This is a genomic window from Sorangium sp. So ce367 (assembly GCF_051520455.1).
Taxonomy (GTDB): domain Bacteria; phylum Myxococcota_A; class Polyangia; order Polyangiales; family Polyangiaceae; genus Sorangium; species Sorangium cellulosum_B.
The window spans coordinates 4,634,736-4,650,187 of sequence record NZ_CP150334.1 but is presented as its reverse complement, the minus strand read 5'-3'; the positions used below and the strand labels follow the sequence as shown (position 1 = coordinate 4,650,187).

The following is a 15,452-nucleotide window of genomic DNA, read 5'->3' as shown; positions in this document are numbered from 1 at the left end:
GCCGCTCACGCTCGTCAATGACCGACGACGGAAAGAGCCATCACCACGCAAGCGAGAATGAGCGCCGAGCAGATGGGTAACACGATCCAGAAACCGAGGTACGGCGTGGAAGGGTGACGGACGCGAACGAGACTGACGACAAGGACGTAGAGCGCAGAGGTCAGCGTGAAGGTGAACGCCAACGGCTTGAGCATCTTCGTTCCTTCAATCGAGAAGACATAGATAGAAAACAGAGTTGGCAGCGCGAGCAAAAGGACGATGAGGATCTTGAGGAACATGCCGGACGCTCGTCTTGTCGATCAGGGTTTCAGCTTCACAGCAGCAGCAACTTTGCGCGGGATCAGGACAGCGGCCGCCTCACTCGAGCCGACCGGCGCCACGATCGGTACCTTGGAGATCCTGTCTGCCATCCTGTGGTTCCTCCCTTCGCTCCCAGCGAGAGCTTATCCCACGACCGGCCGCCGGAACATCGCGCCCGCGAGGCGTCCCTCGCCAGGCCTACGGGGAGGCGAGGATCGTGCCGGATCGGGCACGAAGCGGCGGAGCGAGCATCGCCGGATCGTCGGCCCCCGGGAAGAGCCACAGAGCCGCCTGTCCGGGCGCGCGCCGGGGACCAATGCCAGCGAGCTGCGCGTGAAGCTCGAAGAGGACGTCCCACGCCGGTAGCCTCGCGCAGGAACTCGTGCTGTTTGGGCTGGACACTCATGACGCCACGCCACCGCGTGATCCTCGCGGCCACTCCCCCTCCCTCCGTAGTCTATTGCCGCGAGCGCTGGTAGGTATTCCCGAAGTCGTCCTGCACGACGACCGCGAGCCCGTCCACCGCCTCCACCTCGAGCTTCTCGTCGAGCACCCGCGTTCGAAAGGCCCAGCCGTCGGGAAGGGTCAATGTCTCGCCGAGCTTCGCGAGCGACGCCTCGTCCTGCTGCACCTCCTGCACGCTGTACGACTGCAACTCGTAGATCGCGCCCTCCGGATCGACGAGCTCGTAGACGCTTTTTCCCGCGTCGTAGCCCCACGTCGTGTCCCGTCGCACGGTGCGTGTCTCGTAGGGCTTCGCCTTGCCCGAGGCCTCGGCGAGCGCGACGGTGAGCGTGCCCGTCTTGCGCATCTCGATGCCGCCGAGCGTGCGCACCTCCGGATCGAGCACCTTCGAGCCCTCGAAGCTGTCGATCATCCAGTGGCGCGGGCCGTTCATGACCACCACGTCCGCCCTCGTCTCGGCCTTCACCTCGGCCTCATCGACCGCGACCCACGCCGCCTCGGGGCACTCGTTCAGGCCCTGCGTGTTGTACACGTCGATCGTCACCGATCCCGCGCCGAGATCCGCGTCGCCGAGCAGGATCTCGCAGTAACGGCTCCCCCGCAGGGCCTCCTGCGCGGGCCCCGGCGTCTCGGTTTCGATGGGCTCCGTGCTGCTGCCACAGCCGACCGCGGCGAGAACGAGCCAGAGGAAGACGGAGAGCGACGACGGCTTGTTCATGGCGTGTACCTCGGGCAGAAGGCGTTCGTGGAGCGCGCGGATCGCGCCCTCTTTCCCCTACTCCCGCAAGAGGACCCGCCGACCCGACACGGCCTCGGTCGATTTTTCCCCTCGCTCCGGCAGCTCCAGCAGCCCCGATGGGCGCCTGTCATGGCGGCGCAACACCCGCTGTCCGCGCGGCGGTCACCTGTAACGCCGCCGCACCACCTCGCCGGGAGACGCGCGGCCAGATCCGCCGCCGCCGCGCCGCTCCCACGCGTGGCACGGCGCATGCTCTTGTCCCCGGCACGCAGCGCGGCGATCATGGCCGCTTGTGTCCACGCTCGGCGAGCTCGCCGTTGCCGTGAACGAAGGCTCGAAACTCTCTGGACGAGGAGATCGCGATGAAGCGCTCGGTCGGTGCGCACGGGATGGTGATGGGCGTCGGGCTCCTCATGGCGGCTTGCGCGCCGGTGTCGGAGTCCGAGATCGACGTCGAGCTCGACACACCAGGGCTCGAGGCGGCCGTGATGAAGCCCGGTATCCCGGACACCAACGGGACCCCGAAGCTCGCGTGGCACACATGGAAGTACGCGGTGGTCACGGCGCTGCGGAGCCCGCTGCTCCAGGGCGACCAGATCCACCCGGACATCCTCGCCACCAAGATCCTCGACGAGGCGGCCCCCGGGGGCGTGGACGGCAAGGAGGTCTTCGATCACACCGTCCGCTGCGCCGCCGCCGACGGCACCGTCGTGCACCACGGCGAGGAGGTCTACCTGGGGCGAGGGATGGTGAGCAGCGCGTCGGCCTGGACGGAGGAGGGGCTCTCCGATGCCGTGATCGGCAACGTGCTGGAGTGCGTGATCGCCTACGTCAACGACGTGACCGACGGCCTCAGCGTCCTGCTCACGGGCACCCAGGTGACCGACGACGGGGCGCCTCACACCGAGTACATTCACCGCGAGGCGCTCTGGTGCGCGGTCCCCTCGACCGCGTTCGGCGCCGAGGTGTCCGTCTATGCAACGGCCCCGTTCATCGCCCATTGCGATGTCGACCCTGAGTCGGCGCTGAAGCAGCGGTACTGCTACAAGCCGGGGGCCTGCGGCCTCAACTACATGGGGCTCCTGGCGGACAGCATCGATGACGGCACCTGCCAGCTCGTCGGGCCCCCGGGACACGGCCAGTTCAGCTGCAACGGAAAGCCGTGCACGATGACGTGGCTGAAGGACATCAAGCCCGACTGGTGCCGTGAGCCCGGGCGCGTGCGCACGATCGATCCCGCGCCGTTCCCCCGGTGAGCGCCGCGGGCCGCGGGCCGCGGCGCGGTCAGGGCGCGGCCGGGTCGGGCGCCGGGCCCGCGAGCCGCCGCGCCTCCGCGAGGCGCGCGCCCTCGGTCCGGGCGCGCAGCGGGTTCGCCAGGAGGGCCGCCTCCAGGGCCTCGGCCCCGCGCCGGGCGGCCTCCTGCCGGGCCGCCGCGCCGGGCGCGGCCGCGGCGCGCAGCAGCCAGAGCCCGCCCTGGGCCACGAGCGCCCGATCGAACCGCGGGTGGAGCCCGAGCGCCGCGTCCGCATGCCGGAGCCCCTCCGCGATGTCGGCGGCGGCGTCCCCCCCGCGGTCCGCCCGGTGGGCGGCGCGGGCCTCGTGGAGTTCGGCCAGCAGCGCGGGGAGCCGGGGATCAGCGCGCTGCCCGCCGAGAAGGGGGTCGAGCACGGCGAGCGCCGCGTCGAGCCGCGCCGCGTCCGGCCGGCCGCGCTGCGCGCTCCACCGGTAGGCGAGCAGCTCCACCTCGGCGCGCTGCAGCCGGTCCGACACGTCCCAGGGCGCCACCGCGATCTGGCGATCGAGCGCCTCGCGCGCGATCCGGATCGAGGGCGACGGGTCCTCACCCCGCGCGACCCCGACGCGCGCTTCGAGCACCGCCAGCATCGCCCGCAGCGACTCCGGGAAGGCCGTCGCGTCCGGCGCCACCTCCAGCGCGCTCGCCCGGACGCGCGCGAGCGCCGGGCCGGGATCCGCGCCCGCGTCGAGCGCGTGCAGCGCGAGCGCGTGCTCCAGCCAGACCCGCCAGTAGGGCGCCCAACCCCAGGAAGGGTCCTTCTGATGCATCGCCTCGATCACCTGCTGCGTCCGCTGGACCGCCTCCTCGGGGGAGCGGCCGGCGCGGACGAGGTGCTCTGCCTCGTAGACGCCGGTGACGAGCCGCGAGGTGCGCGCGCCGTCGAGGCCCGGGTCGAGCGCGAGGACCTGGTCGCAGCGGGCCCCCGCGCGCTCGAAGGAGCGGCTCGGGTCGCGGCCGTGCAGGGAGTCGTGGCGGCCGAGCTCGGCGTGGACGGAGCAGAGCTCGGCGAGGGCCCAGGCGAAGTCGGGCTCGCGCTGGAGCGCGGCCTCGTAGCCCTGGATGGCGCGCTCCAGGTCCGCGCGCTGGTCGCGGCCGAGCATGTCGGCGTGGTACGCCCGCGCGCGGGCGACCGCGGCGGCGACGTACCGGGCGAAGGCGTCGTCCGGGCTCCTGTCGAGCGCCGCCTCGGCGCGCGCGGTCGCGGCGCGCAGGGCGGCCTCGGCGTCCTCGCCCGGCTGCATGCCGCTCGCGGCCCACCAGGCGAAGCAGTTGTGCACCCAGGCGAGCTTGACCAGCGCCTCGGGGCTCCGCGGGCTCGCCTCGAGCGCCCGCTCGCAGGCCGCCCGCGCGCGCTCGAAGCTCGGGCGCATCGAGTCGCCGCGCTTGCCGGCGGCGTTCATGGTCTGGGTCCAGAGCTCGCACGCGGCGGCGTGGACCGAGGGGTCGGACCGGCCGTGATCGGCGGCGATCCGGTACGCCTCGGCGGCGCTGTCGAAGTAGCCCTTCATCCGGTCGAAGTCGAAGGCGGCGGCGTCGTGGCGGTGGCGGCTCCCGAGGGCGAAGAGCACGTCGCCCTCCAGCTTCTTCGCCTCGTGGAGCCACGGCGCCGCCGCGAACGCCTCCCGGGCCCTCTCCAGCGCCTCGTCGTGCCTGCCCTCGGCGAACGCGAGCAGCCCTTCCACGTAGGCGGGCGCCTCGATGGCGCCGTGCGCCGGCGCCTCGCCGGCGCCGCCCAGCGCCGCGCGGAGGTGCCCGACCGCCGGGGCCTTGTACTCGACCTCGAGCGCCGCGATCCGGGCCTCGCGCTGCGCCGGGTCGCGGATGCGGCGGGTCTCCTCCAGGGCGCGGCGGTAGAGCTCGGAGAGCGCCACGCCGGCGGCGTGGTCGAGCCCCGGCGATCGGTACCCGGCCCGCTCGGCCGCGCGGAGGTGGTCGAGCGCGGCGCGCGGCTCCTGGAGCGCGAGCAGGCCGCGGCCGAGCGCGTACTCGCCGGGGCCCCGGCCGACCTCGCCCGCTGTCGCCATCCGGGCCTCGACGGCCCCGAGCCGGGCGCGGACCACGTCGCGCTCGCGCTCGACGTCGTGGAGCGGCATCGCGTGGGCGGCGCGCAGGAAGAGCTCCATCTCCTTCACGGTCTCGCCGAGCTCGCGGGCGAGGTTGGCCTGCTCCGCGGCGGCGCGCCGGCCGCGAACGAGGAGGCCGGCGACGACCAGCGCCGCGAGCAGCAGCGCGGCCGCGCTCGCGACCGCCGCCCGGTGCCGCCGCGCATGCCTGGCGAGGCGGCGGCCGAGGGAGGCGCGGCGCGCGAGCACGGGATCGCCGTCCAGGAAGCGCTGCAGGTCCTCGCCGAGCGCGCGCGCCGACTCGTAGCGGGCGCCGGGCTGCTTCTCGAGGCAGCGCATCACCACCGCCTCGAGATCCTGGGGGATGTCGCGGTCCAGGGTGCGGAGCGGCGGCGCGTCCGCCTCCAGCACCTGGCGGAGCACGTCCATCACGGTGCCCCCGGTGAACGGCGGACGGCCGGCGAGCAGCGTGTAGAGCGTCGCGCCCAGGCCGTAGACGTCGGTCCGCCGATCGAGGGCGTGTACCCGCCCCGCGGCCTGCTCGGGCGCCATGTACGCGGGGGTTCCGAGCAGGGCGCCGGTGAGGGTGGACCCGCTCTCCCCCGCCTCGCGCGCGATGCCGAAGTCCATGAGGTAGGGGCGGTAGGCGCCGTCCGTGCCCCGCTCCAGCATGACGTTGCTCGGCTTGACGTCGCGGTGCACGAGGCCGAGCCGGTGCGCCTCGTGGAGCGCGGCGGCGATGGCCCGGGCCACGCGCACCTTCTCCTCGAGGGTCAGGTCGCCGCGGGCGTCCTGGAGGGAGGGGCCGTCGATGCAGCGCATGACGAGGAAGGGCACGTGATCGGCGACGCCTGCCTCGTGGACCTCGCAGACGTTCTCGTGGCGGAGCCGCGCCTGGGAGCGCGCCTCGCGCAGGAAGCTCCCGTCGATCTGCGCGCCCGCCGAGAGGAGCTTGATGGCGACGCGCCGGCCGAGCCGGAGGTCCCGGGCCCGGTAGACGACGCCCATGCCGCCGCGGCCGAGGAGGTGGAAGTCCTCGAAGCGGGCGTGGAGCGAGGGCGGTATCGGCGAGGGTGGGATCGACGAGGGCACCGCGGGCGCGTCGGCGGTGCGCCGGCTCTCCTCGCCGAGGCCAAGATCGGACGTGGCCTCGGGCGCGGCGGGCGTGGCCTCGAACGCAGCGGGCGAAGCCCCGGGCGCGGCGGGCGACGCCCCGGGCGTGGCCGGGCCGGTGACGGTCGCGTCGTCGCGCCCGCGCCGCGGCCACGGCGGGGCGTCGACGCGGGGATCATCACCGTCCACGGGCAGGATCATCGGGCCCGGAGGCCGTGGCGCTGGAGCAGCCGGTGGACGAGCTGGCGGGAGACGCCCATCGCGTCGGCCGCGTGCGAGATGTTGCCCCCGTGCTGCCGGAGCTTCTCGGTGACGTAGGCGCGCTCCAGCTCCTCCAGCACGACCTCCCGCGCTTCGGGCAGCGGCAGCTCGAGGAGCCTGCGGAGGCGGGCGTCCCCGACCCCTGCTGGCGGCGCGCCGGAGGGCGCAGCGCCCGACGAAGCCGCTCCGGAGGGCCCCGCGCCCGAGGGATCGAGGCGCGCCGCTTCCGCGCTGACGCTCCCCTGCGGCGCCGGCGGCGCGGCGCCGAGGATCTCGTGGAGCAGCTCGGGGAAGAGGACGAGCCGCGCGACGGTGTTCCGGAGCTCGCGCACGTTCCCCGGCCAGTCGTACGCCTCCAGCAGCGGGAGCGCCCCCGGCGGCAGGTCCGCGAGCGCGCGCGGCGGATCCCGCGCGACGAGGAAGCGCTCGACGAGGAGCGGGATGTCGTCCTTGCGCTCCCGGAGCGCGGGGACATGGACCTCGACCACCGAGAGCCGGAAGTAGAGATCGGCCCGGAACGAGCCGTCCTGGGCCTTCGCGCGCAGGTTCCGGTGCGTGGCCGCCACGATCCGCGCGTCGAAGGGGACCCACTCGTTCGAGCCGAGCCGCCGGATCTGCCGCCCCTCGATGGCGCGGAGGAGCTTCGGCTGGAGCTCGAGCGGAAGCTCGCCGATCTCGTCGATGAAGAGCGTGCCCCGGCTCGCCTGCTCGAGCAGGCCTGGCCGCGCCGCCGCGGCGCCCGTGAACGCGCCCCGGGCGTGGCCGAACAGCTCGCTCTCCACGAGGTTCGGGGCGATGGCGCCGCAGTCCACGACCATGAAGGGGCCGTCCTTGCGGCGGCTCTGCGCGTGGATCGCCCGCGCCAGCACCTCCTTGCCGGTGCCGGACTCGCCCAGCAGGAGCAGCGTCTCATCGGTCGGCGCCGCGCGCTCCAGCCGGGCGAACATCGCGCGCATGGGGAGGCTCCGCCCCGCCGCCTCGCCGAACGCGTCCGCGGCGGAGAGCGGCAGGACGGCCGCGGGCCCCGCGGGGCCGACGACGATCTCGGAGCCGCCGACCGTGGCGGGGACGCGCGGCGGGAGGAAGGCCTCGCGGATCCGGACGTCGCGGATCAGCGTGCCGTTCTTGCTGCCCAGGTCGCGCAGGAGCACGCCTTGCTCGGTCAACCGGATCTCGCAGTGCCGGCGCGAGGCGCGTGGATCGGCGAGGACCAGATCGCAGTCGGCGCCCGCGCCCACGACGAGGGGGCGCAGATCGAGCGGCGCGGTGAGCGTGCGCCGGTCCGGGAGGGTAACGGTCACCGAGACGGCCGGGAGCCGGAGAGAGCGCCCCTCATCGAAGCTCGTGAGCGTGCAGGCCTCCCCGGGATTGTCGCCCATGATCGCCATGGTGCCCCTGGAGGGGGCCGCGTCAACCCGGAACCGGCGCGCCCGCGAGCCGCGCCCGCGCCTGCACCGCACGCGCACGGGTGGAGCGCCTGCAGGACCGCTGTCACGCCGCCGCGACAGCGCCCGTCGCGCGCGCGTGACAGCTGTCCCGGCGGCGTGTCGGCGCGGGGCGAAGCGCTCGCCGGAGACGCGCGGATCCGCCTGGAAACGCGGCGATTCGCGCTTCTGACCGATCCCGGCACACGCGTTGCGATGCGCCCCTCGAACGCGGCGAAACGCGGATTGAGGAGGATGCGGACATGACGTCTCGAAACAGCGGCGCGGGCAACGTGGATCACCAGGGGATCGCCGGCGCGCGCCGATCGGCGCGGCTCGGGCTCGTCGCGCTCGCCGTGCTGGCGAGCGCCGTCTCGGCGAGCCGCCCCGCGGCCGCGGTGAGCGCCGAGCCCGGGCTGCGCGAGATCCAGCTCGACGCGACCGGCGCGACCTTCCGCGCCGAGGTGATCGGCGACGAGCACTTCGATTACCTCCGGATGGCGGACGGCACCGCCGTCGTGCTCAACGCCCTCTCGGGCGACTACGAGGTCGCCGAGCTCGGCTCGGACGCGCGCGGCGCCCTCAGGCTCGTCCCCTCCGGGGTGCTGGTCCGCGATCTCCGCGGGCACGGCGGCCCCGTGGATCCGTCGCTGCTCCAGCGCATCGACGACGAGGCGCTCGATACGCTCTGGGAGGCCGAGATCGCACATTCCCGGGGCGCGCTCTCGTTCGCGGCGAATCCGACCGTGATCTCCGGGATCCGGCGCCCCCTGCTGACCATCCTGCTGGAGTTCACCCAGGGGGGCGGGCTCGCCGCGCCGGGCGCGTTCACCGGCAACTTCAACACCGACTTCGCGTACTGGAAACAGACGATGTACGGGAGCCTCCCTGGCTCGGTGAACCATTATTACGCCGACATGTCGCGCGGGAAGTTCTCCTTCACCCGCGCGAAGGAGACCCAGGGCACCGCCAACGACGGCATCGTCCGGATCAAGCTCCCGTTCGCGCACCCCAACAGCAAAAAGGATTTCTCCCTCCTCCAGCTCTACCTGAAGGAGGCGCTGGTGATGGCGGATCCCTTCGTCAACTTCGCCTCTTACGACACCAACGCAGACGGCAAGGTCCGCGGCGACGAGCTCAACACGGTCTTCATCGTGGCCGGCTACGAGACAGCGAACACGAGCAAGACGCCCTCGATCTGGGCCCATGCGAAGGGCTTCGAGGACCCGATCACCCTCGACGGGAAGGTCCTTACCGGCTACGCCGCGCTCGGCGAACGGCAGGTCCACTCGGTCGGCGGCGTGCCCACGACGATGCCGGCCACGGTGGGTGTCATCGTCCACGAGCTCGGGCACTCGGCGGTCGGCCTCCCGGATCTCTACAAGGGCCCTACCCCGCTCGGGTCATGGTGCGTGATGGCGTCCGGAAGCTGGGGGAGCACGAGCGGCTCGCCCGCGGGCTCGGTGCCCGTGGCGATGGGCGCCTGGAGCCGGATCAAGGCCGGATTCCTGGCGCCGACGGTGATCGAGCCCGGGTCCCCGCCGCAGGACATTGCCATCGTCCGGACGGCCGGCGCGGAGTTCCTCGGGCAGGGCGTCGCGCCGACGATCTACAAGGTCGAGACCTCGGATCCGGATCAGTACTTCCTGATCGACAACCGCCAGAACGAGGGATACGACCGCGGCCTGCAGCGCTGGCTCGACTTCGATGACGTCTCCGGCGGCGTGGCGATCTACCGCGTCGACGAGGCCAGGAAGGCGGGCGCCGGGAAGATCGCTGTCATGGCGAGCAACCCGAGCTCGCCGAGCTCCATCACCAACCTCTACAACGACGAAGGGGGCCGGACCTTCACGCCGTTCACCGACCCGAGCAGCGACGACGCGGACGGGCAGTTCACCGGGCTCTCGGTCACGGACTTCAACGTCTCCGGGCCGATCATGCTCGCGCACGTGAGCTATGTCCCCTTCGCCTGCAACGCGATCACCGCGTCGGTGGCGGAGCACGAGATCCACGGCCGCGCCCACAAGCAGATCGTGGACCTCGGGGACGACCAGGTCTTCCTTGGATACCGCACAACGGGCGTGCATCAGGCGCTCGGGTTCGACGAGGACGAGATCGTCACGCTCCACGTGGAGGCGCCCGGGATGTGGAGCGTCGGGGAGTGCGACTGAGCGGCCTGGCCTCCTGCCCGCGGAAGCTCGTGACCGTCTCGATCAGCGCGCGGAGCTTCGGCTGCTCCTGCGTGCGCGCGGGGAAATAGAGGCAGAAGCCAGGCCCCTTCGTGATGAACGCCTCGAGCACGCGCTCCAGCCGTCCTTCCGAGAGGTCGCGCTCGATGGCCTGGTCCGGCACGTAGGCGAGGCCCGCCCCCGCGCACGCGAGCGCGACCATGAGCCCGATATCGTCGGTGACGACGCCGCCGGGGACGTCGACCGTGATCGTCTTGCCCCGGCGCTCCAGCTCCCAGCGATAGACGACGCCGCTCGCGAGGAGGCGCTGGCGGATCGCGCGATGGCGGACGAGGTCCTCCGGCGAGCGCGGCCGCCCCGCCTTCGCGAGGTAGGCCGGCGAGCCGACGATCGACCACGACGAGTGGCTCGAGATCGGGACCCGCACCATGTCCTTCTCCACCGCGTCGCCGAGCCGGATGCCCGCGTCGAAGCCGGACGCCACGAGGTCGACGAAGGCGTCGTCGAGCGAGACCTCGATCGACAGCTCCGGGTACGCCTCCCGCATCTGCGCCACGAGCGGGGCGACGAGCCACGCGCCGCTCACGCGCGGCGCGGTGATGCGGAGGTTCCCGGAGGGGCGCCCGCGGTAGTCGCCGAGCGCGGCGAGCGCGTCCTCGACGTCGGCGATCGCGGGCCGCAGGCGCTGAAAGAGGCTCTCGCCCGGCTCCGTGAGCGCGACGCGCCTCGTGGTCCGCTGGAACAGCACCACGCCGCACCGCCGCTCGAGGAGCTTGATCTTCTGGCTCACGGCGGTGGGGGTGACACCGAGCGCGGCGGCCGCGGCGGTGAAGCTCTTGAGGCGGCCCACGGCGAGGAACGTCGTGAGCCCGTCGAGCGCGTCGGACATGCTGGATTATGAACCAGATGTTCATAAAGCATCAACGTTTCAGCGCATTCTCTTCATGCTCGGGATGTTGCATCTTCCGTCGTGTGAGGGGCGCAGCGCCCCGGGCAACGAAGAGGAGATCCCCATGGAAACGAGCAAGCACGAGCGGGTGTGGTTCATCACGGGCGCGTCGCGCGGCATCGGCGCGGAGATCGCGAAGGCGGCGCTCGCCGCCGGCGATCGGGTGGTCGCCACCGCGCGCGATCCGAAGAGCATCACCGACCGCTTCGGGCGGCCCGAGGCGCTCCTCCCCGTCGGGCTCGACGTGACGGACGAGGCGTCGGTCGCCGCCGCGGTCGAGGCGGCCATCGCTCGGTTCGGCCGGATCGACGTCCTCGTGAACAACGCCGGCTACGGCGTCGTCGGCGCGATCGAGGAGACCTCGGGCGACGAGGTCCGGCGCGTCTTCGAGACGAACGTGTTCGGCCTGCTCGCGGTGACGCGCGCCGTGCTCCCGCAGCTCCGGAAGCAGCGCGCCGGCCAGATCTTGAACATTTCGTCGCTCGGCGGCTACCGGTCGGGCGCCGGGTTCGGCGTGTACTGCTCGACGAAGTTCGCCGTCGAGGGGATCTCGGAGGCGCTCCACACCGAGCTCGCGCCGCTCGGCATCGCGGTGACGATCATCGAGCCGGGCTACTTCCGGACGGAGTTCCTCGAGGCGAAGTCCGTCGTCGAGACGGGCAAGGTCATCGCCGATTATGCGGAGACCGCGGGCAAGGTCCGGAGCTACGCGAAGACGGTCAGCCTCCAGCAGCCTGGCGATCCGGAGCGGCTCGCGCGCGTGGTCGTCGAGCTCGCCCGCGCGAAGAATCCCCCGCTCCGCCTCCCGCTCGGCAGCGACGCCGTCGCTGCGATCGAGGCGAAGAACGCGCTCGTGGCGCAGGAGCTCGCCGCGTGGCGCGCCGTCTCGGAGTCGACGGACTTTCCGAAATGAAGCGAGGTTGACACCCCGGAGGCGCGAGCGCGCAGGGAGAGACGGGGGTCACGCGCCCGCCGCCTCCGGGTCGTTCACCATGGGCGCCTCGATCTCGGGCCATCCCGACATCGGGTCCGAGAAGTCGAAGAAGCTCGAGCCGCCGGTTGCAGCGGTGGCCGTTCCCCGCCTTCAGGGCACTTCGAACACGATTGGGGGCGGTATGGCCGCGCTCTCTTTCGAGAAAACGAGCTGCTCAGGAGCCGTCCAGGAGGCGAGCGCTCCGCTGCTGCCCTTGAGAGTGGCGGTGAGCTGGTAGTTGCCGGGGGTGCTCCTCATCTCATTAGGGGTCGCGGAGCAGGGCTCGCTCCACGAGATGGTGCTCTCGAAATTCTCGCGGATCTCGGCGAGCAGGAAATCCACCTCGGTGGCGCCCACGTCGGCGCAGGTCGCGGCGGTGCCGGCTTTCTCGATTGACCAGCTCAGCGGGAACATGATGCGAGCGAGCTCGACCTCCGGGACGTCGACGTGCGCCGCCCCCTCCGGCACCGTGAAGCCAACCACGCCCGAAATGAGCGCGTTCCGAGTGTTGTCCGAAGCCAGGCCGGTGTACAGGGTGATGGCCAGATAGAAGTCGCCAGGGCCGTGCTCCCAGCGATAGGTCGGGTAGTCACCCGAGGCGCAGAATTCGCCGTTCGAGCTGTACCAGTTCTCGGCGCGTTCAAGCGAGTCGCCGCTGAACGTAAATCCCACGGTCCCGGCGCCGATGTCGCCGCAAGTGAGCGGCGTCCGCGTCGTGCCCAGCAGTTTGTACGTAGACCAGCTGAAGCTGATCGTGACGGGGGTGAAGCCGTCGCTTCCACCCGTGCTGACGCTCGACCCAGCGGCTTCGCTGCTGCCGCTTCCGTCTGTCGTCCCGCCCGTGGTTGCTCCTCCGCCCGCGCCGCTGCCGCTCGAGCCGTCGTCATTGCCGGACGACCCGCAGCTCCCGAGTGCCAGCGCCAACGCAGCGCAACTTGCCCATCGCGTGCCCGACGTGACGCGTTGCCCAAGCCCAGTCGGTGCCCGAACTCCAGTGTTCATGCCGCTCCAGCTATCACAGTGCGACCCGCGATGCGACCGCTGGGCATCCGTTCGACGCGGCAGGACCCGGGTTCCACTCAGCGCTAGCAGCGTCCACGTCCGATGCGCACCCCGGGCCCGGGCCCTTCGCTGTACCGGTCGCGCGACTGACACAGTGCTTTCGTGCGGCGCGTCCCCTGTGCCTTCACCGGCGAACACCGCCTCCTTACGCTCCGGGCAATCCCGACCGGAGCGACCTGCGATGACCGAGCTGCTGCCCCTCCTGACCTATTGCTTCGTGATGTCGAGCACCCCTGGGCCGAACAACATGATGCTCACCGCCTCGGGCGCCAACTTCGGCTACCGCGGATCGCTGCCGCATCTCCTGGGCATCAGCGTGGGCGGCGCGGTCCAGACCTTCTTCGCCTGCCTGGGCCTGGGTGCGCTCTTCGCCGCCTACCCGGCGCTGCACGCCGTGCTGCGTGTGACCGGCGCGCTGTACCTGCTGGTGCTGGCGTGGAAGCTGACCGGCGGCGCCGCGGTCAAGGGCGCCGAGGTGCCGCGGCCGCTGTCGTTCGCGCAGGGGGCGGTGTTCCAGGCCGTCAACCCGAAGAGCTGGGTCAAGGCGATCACGGTGGCCTCGGTGTTCATGCCGGCGGGCATGGGCGTGGCGAGCGGCGCCCTGCTCGTGTCCGTCATCAGCCTCGCGATCACCTTTCCGTGCACCTCCGCGTGGGCGCTGTTCGGCGTGGCGATCCGGCGATTTCTGACCGATCCGCGACGGCACCGGCTGTTCAATGGCATCATGGCCGGCGCGCTGGCGGTGCTGGCGCTCCTGCTCCTGCGTTGACCCATGTTCTCGCTCGACCGCGACTCCGCCGTTCCCCTGGCCGACCAGATCGAGGCGCGGCTGCGCGCGCTGATCGAGGGCGCGCAGCTGCCGCCCGGCGCGCGGCTGACGTCGATCCGCCAGCTGGCGGGTCAGCTCGGCGTGAGCCCCAACACCGTGGTGACGGCCTACGATCGGCTGGTGGCGGCCGGGCTGCTCGAGTCGCGCGGCACGGCCGGGTTCTTCGTGTGCGAGGCGGCCTCGGCCATGCCGAGCGAGGCGTGGCTCGAGGCCGGGGAGGAGCAGGAGCCGGTGTGGCTGGCGCAGCAGTCCAACGACCAGCGCGCCGGCGTGCTGCTGGCCAGCAGCGGCGCCCTGCCGGCGAGCTGGCTGAGCGACGCCATCCCTGCGACGGTGCTCCAGCGCGCGCTCGCCAGGAGCGACGCCGGCATGGCGGCGCGCTGCCCGCCACAGGGGCTGCCCGAGCTGCGCGAGCGCATCGCGACGCTGCTACGCGCGCAGGGCATCGCGGCCGACGCGGGCCGCGTGCTCACGACCTGGGGCGGCACGCACGCGATCGACCTGATCTGCCGGGGCTATCTCCAGCCAGGCGACGCGGTGCTGGTGGAAGACCCGGGCTATTTCCTGCTGTTCGGCCGCCTGCGGCAGGCGGGTTACCGCCTCGTGCCTGTGGCGCGAAGGCCGGACGGCGTGGATCTGGGGGCGCTGGAAGCTGCGTGCCGCGAGCACCGGCCCAGGCTGATGTTCCTCCAGAGCGTGCTGCACAACCCGACCTGCTGGGGCTCGAGCGCCGCCAACCTGCACCGCGTGCTGACGATCGCGCACCAGCACGGTGTCCTCATCGCCGAGGACGACGTGCATGGTCACTTCCACCCCGGGCACCCGACGCGGCTGGCGCAGCTCTCGGGGCTGGACGGGGTCATCTATTACTCCAGCTTCTGCAAGGCGCTGAGCCCGGCGCTGCGCCTGGGCTACATCGCGGCCGAGCCACGGCGGCTGAAGCCGCTCCTGCGCGAGAAGATCTACTCGGTGCTGACGACCGGCGCGCTGAACGAGCTCGTGCTCCTGGAGGTGCTGTCGGCCGGCAGGTGGCGCAAGCATATCGACCGGCTGCAGCAGAAGCTCGGCGCGGCGCGGAACGCGGCGGCGCGCCGGCTGCGCGACGCCGGCGTGTTGCTGGACCACCCGGGTGAAGGCGGGCTGTTCCTCTGGGGCACGGCGCCACGCGGGGTGGACGTCGACGAGCTGGTGAAGGACGCGTACCTCAACAAGATCCTGCTGGCCCGCGGGGCGACGTTCATGGCCGATGGGGCGGGCGATCCGCATATCCGGTTCAATGTGGTGTTCAGCCAGCACGCGCGGGTGGCGGAGTACCTGGCGCAGCGGTTCGCGGCGGTGGCGAGCGCGCGGGGGGCGATGGCGAGGGCGGGCGTGGTGGCATGACGGGTCGGGAGGCGACGCCGTCGACGTCACGCCTGAGGGGTGTCACGCGCCGTCGGCGGTGTTGGCGCTGGCTTGTTCGCCCTCGACCACGCGCGTCTCGCGGAGCTCGTAGTGCTGCGAGCGGGCGTCGAAGCGCGCGAGGACCTGGCGCGCCTTGGCTGGCACATAGGCGGTCTCGTAGTCCTCGCCGGCGAACGCCTTCACAGCCTCGATCGAGTCGAACCACATGATGGTGACGAACTCGACCTCGTCCCCGAGCGGGCGCCGGAGCAGCTCGATGCGGCGGAAGCCTCGCACCTGCTTCGCCAGGATCCCCGGGAAGATCTCCGTCTTCAGCAGGGCCTCGTACGTGTCTGCGTTCTCGGGGGTGGTCCAGCCGTGCCAGATCCGTCGAATCATGCGACC

The 15,452-nt window shown here is 72.1% G+C and carries 12 protein-coding genes; 5 read left to right on the top strand and 7 right to left on the bottom strand.

The window, feature by feature from the left end; genetic code table 11:
* Nucleotides 1–14: 14 nt before the first annotated feature.
* Nucleotides 15–278, bottom strand: a complete 264-nt coding sequence (locus tag WME97_RS17705; protein ID WP_437553161.1) for a hypothetical protein — start codon at nucleotides 276–278, stop codon at nucleotides 15–17.
* 479 nt (nucleotides 279–757) lie between these two features.
* A complete protein-coding gene (locus WME97_RS17700; protein ID WP_437553160.1) occupies nucleotides 758–1,483 on the bottom strand; it encodes a hypothetical protein in 726 nt (241 codons plus the stop codon).
* 383 nt (nucleotides 1,484–1,866) lie between these two features.
* Between WME97_RS17700 and WME97_RS17695 the strand changes: the two genes are divergently transcribed.
* Entirely contained in the window at nucleotides 1,867–2,760 is an 894-nt protein-coding gene (locus WME97_RS17695; RefSeq protein WP_437553158.1) for a hypothetical protein, read from the top strand.
* A 28-nt stretch (nucleotides 2,761–2,788) separates the two neighbouring features.
* Here the strand turns inward: WME97_RS17695 and WME97_RS17690 are convergent, their stop codons facing one another.
* Together WME97_RS17690 and WME97_RS17685 are read right to left on the bottom strand one after the other, a co-directional pair.
* Complete coding sequence (locus WME97_RS17690; protein ID WP_437553156.1) at nucleotides 2,789–6,178, bottom strand: protein kinase domain-containing protein; 3,390 nt, start codon at nucleotides 6,176–6,178, stop codon at nucleotides 2,789–2,791.
* Nucleotides 6,175–7,617, bottom strand: coding sequence for a sigma 54-interacting transcriptional regulator (locus WME97_RS17685; RefSeq protein WP_437553154.1), 1,443 nt, complete (start codon nucleotides 7,615–7,617; stop codon nucleotides 6,175–6,177). The genes WME97_RS17690 and WME97_RS17685 overlap by 4 nt, the downstream gene beginning before the upstream one ends.
* 308 nt (nucleotides 7,618–7,925) lie before the next feature.
* Here WME97_RS17685 and WME97_RS17680 point away from each other — a divergent pair, with 308 nt between their 5' ends.
* On the top strand, nucleotides 7,926–9,833 hold the full coding sequence (locus WME97_RS17680; protein WP_437553152.1) for a M6 family metalloprotease domain-containing protein: 1,908 nt from the start codon (nucleotides 7,926–7,928) through the stop codon (nucleotides 9,831–9,833).
* On the opposite strand, the gene WME97_RS17675 is transcribed toward WME97_RS17680, so the two are convergent.
* The gene (locus tag WME97_RS17675; protein WP_437553151.1) at nucleotides 9,781–10,740 is read right to left on the bottom strand and encodes a LysR substrate-binding domain-containing protein; all 960 of its coding nucleotides are present in this window, start codon (nucleotides 10,738–10,740) and stop codon (nucleotides 9,781–9,783) included. The genes WME97_RS17680 and WME97_RS17675 overlap by 53 nt on opposite strands.
* A 124-nt stretch (nucleotides 10,741–10,864) precedes the next feature.
* Between WME97_RS17675 and WME97_RS17670 the strand changes: the two genes are divergently transcribed.
* The gene (locus WME97_RS17670; RefSeq protein WP_437553149.1) at nucleotides 10,865–11,713 is read left to right on the top strand and encodes an oxidoreductase; all 849 of its coding nucleotides are present in this window, start codon (nucleotides 10,865–10,867) and stop codon (nucleotides 11,711–11,713) included.
* A 171-nt stretch (nucleotides 11,714–11,884) separates the two neighbouring features.
* Here WME97_RS17670 and WME97_RS17665 read toward each other — a convergent pair whose 3' ends face one another.
* Nucleotides 11,885–12,697 carry a hypothetical protein gene (locus tag WME97_RS17665; protein WP_437553147.1) on the bottom strand — a complete coding sequence of 271 codons (813 nt, stop codon included), beginning with the start codon at nucleotides 12,695–12,697 and terminating at the stop codon, nucleotides 11,885–11,887.
* Nucleotides 12,698–13,016: 319 nt separating this feature from the next.
* Here WME97_RS17665 and WME97_RS17660 point away from each other — a divergent pair, with 319 nt between their 5' ends.
* Together WME97_RS17660 and WME97_RS17655 are read left to right on the top strand one after the other, a co-directional pair.
* Nucleotides 13,017–13,604, top strand: a complete 588-nt coding sequence (locus tag WME97_RS17660) for a LysE family translocator (RefSeq protein WP_437553145.1) — start codon at nucleotides 13,017–13,019, stop codon at nucleotides 13,602–13,604.
* A gap of 3 nt (nucleotides 13,605–13,607) precedes the next feature.
* A complete protein-coding gene (locus tag WME97_RS17655) occupies nucleotides 13,608–15,047 on the top strand; it encodes a PLP-dependent aminotransferase family protein (protein ID WP_437553143.1) in 1,440 nt (479 codons plus the stop codon).
* A 42-nt stretch (nucleotides 15,048–15,089) separates the two neighbouring features.
* Here the strand turns inward: WME97_RS17655 and WME97_RS17650 are convergent, their stop codons facing one another.
* Complete coding sequence (locus tag WME97_RS17650; protein ID WP_437553141.1) at nucleotides 15,090–15,446, bottom strand: antibiotic biosynthesis monooxygenase family protein; 357 nt, start codon at nucleotides 15,444–15,446, stop codon at nucleotides 15,090–15,092.
* Nucleotides 15,447–15,452: the final 6 nt, after the last annotated feature.

Bases quoted from the DNA above. Each gene is read 5' to 3' on its own strand.
- WME97_RS17675 (WP_437553151.1), bottom strand. From the start codon at position 10,740: ATGTCCGACGCGCTCGACGGGCTCACGACGTTCCTCGCCGTGGGCCGC.
- WME97_RS17655 (WP_437553143.1), top strand. From the start codon at position 13,608: ATGTTCTCGCTCGACCGCGACTCCGCCGTTCCCCTGGCCGACCAGATC.
- WME97_RS17690 (WP_437553156.1), bottom strand. From the start codon at position 6,178: ATGATCCTGCCCGTGGACGGTGATGATCCCCGCGTCGACGCCCCGCCG.
- WME97_RS17670 (WP_437553149.1), top strand. From the start codon at position 10,865: ATGGAAACGAGCAAGCACGAGCGGGTGTGGTTCATCACGGGCGCGTCG.
- WME97_RS17660 (WP_437553145.1), top strand. From the start codon at position 13,017: ATGACCGAGCTGCTGCCCCTCCTGACCTATTGCTTCGTGATGTCGAGC.
- WME97_RS17650 (WP_437553141.1), bottom strand. From the start codon at position 15,446: ATGATTCGACGGATCTGGCACGGCTGGACCACCCCCGAGAACGCAGAC.
- WME97_RS17700 (WP_437553160.1), bottom strand. From the start codon at position 1,483: ATGAACAAGCCGTCGTCGCTCTCCGTCTTCCTCTGGCTCGTTCTCGCC.
- WME97_RS17685 (WP_437553154.1), bottom strand. From the start codon at position 7,617: ATGGGCGACAATCCCGGGGAGGCCTGCACGCTCACGAGCTTCGATGAG.
- WME97_RS17705 (WP_437553161.1), bottom strand. From the start codon at position 278: ATGTTCCTCAAGATCCTCATCGTCCTTTTGCTCGCGCTGCCAACTCTG.
- WME97_RS17680 (WP_437553152.1), top strand. From the start codon at position 7,926: ATGACGTCTCGAAACAGCGGCGCGGGCAACGTGGATCACCAGGGGATC.
- WME97_RS17695 (WP_437553158.1), top strand. From the start codon at position 1,867: ATGAAGCGCTCGGTCGGTGCGCACGGGATGGTGATGGGCGTCGGGCTC.